A 2,911-nucleotide genomic window follows, 5' to 3' on the forward strand; every position below is an offset into this window, starting at 1 on the left:
CCGCGATGCGGGTTCGACGGACGGTCGTCGGTGGCCACACGGTCCACGACGCGGCGCAGATGTAATCCACACGAAACACAGTTGGATGCGGATTGTCCTAGATTGGATCCAAGTTGGACCCGCCCCTGGGACTGACCCCCTGGCATCACCCCGAATCCCATTGGAGGACAGCACCATGGTGAGGAAGCGCATCCTCGTCGGCGTCGCGATCGCGAGCGCCGTCGGCCTCTCCCTGAGCGCGTGCAGCACGGCCGGCTCCGCCGACGGCGGCAGCAGCGGTTCGACGACCAGCACGATCAACGCCGAGCTCTGGTACGCGCCGGCGACCTTCGACCCGGCGAAGGCGTCGGCGAGCTCGGACGTCGAGGTCGCTCGTCTCGGCTTCGACACCCTGCTCCGGCAGGGCGAGGGCGACGACGGCGGGTACATCGGTGGCCTCGCGACCAAGTGGGACGCCGAGTCGGCCTCGAAGTACGAGTTCACCATCCGCGACGGGGCGACCTGCTCCGACGGCACGGAGATCACCCCGAGCGTCGTGGCGAAGTCCTTCGAGTACCTCGTCGGCCTCGACGACTCCGGCGCCCAGACGTGGAAGAACCAGGCGTTCGGCTCCGGTGAGCCGACCTTCACGCCGGACGACTCCGCGGGCACCCTGACGATCTCGTTGAGCTCCCCCTACTCGCAGCTGCTCGGCGGTCTCACCCGTCCCGGCACCGGCATCATCTGCCCGGCCGGCATCGCCGACCCGAAGGGCCTCGCGGCGGGCACCGTGAAGGGTGCGTGGTCGGGGCCGTACACCCTGACGAAGTCGTCCGCGGGCAAGAGCGTGCAGTACTCGCTGCGATCGGACTACGACGCCTGGCCGGACTGGAAGACCGTCACCGGCAAGCCCGCCAAGACGATCAACATGACCGTGCAGGGTGACTCGAACACGAGCGCGAACCTGCTGCAGTCCGGTGGCGTCGACGTCGCGCGCTTCTACGACTCGAACGCCGAGCGGTTCACCGGCGGCGACTACTCCACCGTCAAGTTCGCCAGCTCGGCGTACAACCTCGTGTTCAACGAGGCCGAGGGCTCCGGGTCGGTCTTCGCCGGCAACCAGGCGCTCCGTGCGGCGGTCGCGCAGGCGATCGACACCAAGGGGTTCAACAACGCCGGGCTCGACGGGCTCGGGGTCACGCAGACCACGGTGAACGCCGCGAGCTACCGCTGCGCCGTGGACGGTTCGTCACTCGTGCAGTCGTACGACGCCAAGGCGGCGGCGAAGGAGCTCAAGGGCACGACCATCCGCCTGCTCATCATGTCGAACTGGGACCCCGCGGCCGACTTCCTCGCGGAGTCGCTGCGGAACGCCGGCGCGACCGTGAAGGTCTCCGCCCCGGACCCCGCCGACTGGACGACCCAGATGCGCACGAAGCCGGACACCTGGGACGTCGCGGTCGCGGCCGAGGACGCCCAGGTCGGCCTGATCAACCTGTCGATCGCCCGCTACCTCGGCCCGACGTACCCCGAGGGCGGCACCAACGTGTCCTCGAGCGACAACCCCGAGGGACTCAAGGCCTACCAGGCCGCGATGGCGACGACCGACGAGGACCAGCAGTGCGCCGACTTCGCCACGGCGCAGAAGTCGATCCTCGAGCGGGTCGACATGACCCCGCTCATCACGGACACGCACCGCTACGTCGCCCGCAAGGGCTTCGAGACGCACGTCTTCTCCGGCTACTGGGACCCGTCCGCCATGCGGATCGTCTCGTGACCGACTGACGCGCACCACCCAGCACCACCCCACCACCGCCCGGACCGGAGCACCTGGAGGACCCGCGATGAGCACCACCACCGTCGACCATCCCCCCGTGCCCGGTCCGGGCAACCCGGGCACCCCGGGCACCCCGGGTGTCCCCGCCGCCACGGCTCCGCGAGCAGCCGGCCTCGGGAGCGCCTGGCGCCGGTTCCTGCTCCGCCGCGCCGTCGGCCTCGTCGTCAACCTCGCCCTGCTCGTCCTCGTGACCTTCCTGATCGTGCAGCTCATCCCCGGTGACCCGGCGACGGCCATCGCCGGACCCACCGCGTCGCTCGCGCAGGTCGAGCTCGTCCGGCACCAGCTCGGCCTCGACCAGCCGGTCCCGGTCCAGCTCTGGCACTACGTCGCGGGCGTGGTGCAGGGGGACTTCGGCGACTCGTACAAGTACCGCGCGCCGGCCATGGACATCGTGATGACCGCCGTGCCGTACACGCTCACCATCACGATCGTCGCCGTCCTGCTCCTGCTGGTCCTCGGGCTCGCGCTCGGCATGACGGTCGGCGTCCTGACCCGGGGCGACCGTCACCGTTGGCTCGACGTGACGTTCACCGCCGTCACCGGTCTCATCTCGTCGATCCCGACCTACGTCCTCGCCACCGGGTTCGTGGTCGTCTTCGCGGTCCTGCTGCACGTCCTGCCGCCGGCGTACTCGCCCGCCTACGACTTCGGGGCCGCGGCTGTCCTGCCCATCGCCTCGCTCACGGTCGGCGGCACCTGCTCCGTCGCCCGGATCGTCCGCCGGGAGACCGCGGTCATCCTCGAGCAGGACTACATGCGGACGGCGCGCGGCTGGCGGCTGCCGGCGCTCTCGATCTACGCGAAGCACATGCTGCCGAACCTGCTCACGACGGCGCTGACCCTCTCCGGCATCATCCTGACCGCCCTGCTCGGCTCCGCGCTCATCACCGAGGCGGTGTTCGCCTGGCCCGGTCTCGGCGGAGTGATCGTGCAGGCGATCGCGGTCGACAAGGACTACCCGGTGATCCGCGCCGCGGTCTTCGTGATCGGGCTGATCTCCCTGGTGATCACCCTCGTCATCGACATCATCCTGGGTCTCATCGACCCGCGCACCCTCGGGGAGAAGCGTGGCTGACACCATCACCGCCGTCC

General features: G+C 69.8%; 2 protein-coding genes. Both read left to right on the forward strand.

The features are described 5' to 3' along the window. The first annotated feature begins 175 nt into the window (after nt 1-175). On the forward strand, nt 176-1,756 hold the full coding sequence (locus I5E_RS14800; protein ID WP_022907668.1) for an ABC transporter substrate-binding protein: 1,581 nt from the start codon (nt 176-178) through the stop codon (nt 1,754-1,756). Nucleotides 1,757-1,823: 67 nt separating this feature from the next. Continuing rightward, nucleotides 1,824-2,894, forward strand: a complete 1,071-nt coding sequence (locus I5E_RS14805; protein ID WP_022907669.1) for an ABC transporter permease — start codon at nt 1,824-1,826, stop codon at nt 2,892-2,894. Nucleotides 2,895-2,911 lie beyond the last annotated feature (17 nt).

Source organism: Curtobacterium sp. B18 (assembly GCF_000333375.1).
Classification (GTDB): domain Bacteria; phylum Actinomycetota; class Actinomycetes; order Actinomycetales; family Microbacteriaceae; genus Curtobacterium.

Bases quoted from the DNA above. Each gene is read 5' to 3' on its own strand.
- I5E_RS14800 (WP_022907668.1), top strand. From the start codon at position 176: ATGGTGAGGAAGCGCATCCTCGTCGGCGTCGCGATCGCGAGCGCCGTC.
- I5E_RS14805 (WP_022907669.1), top strand. From the start codon at position 1,824: ATGAGCACCACCACCGTCGACCATCCCCCCGTGCCCGGTCCGGGCAAC.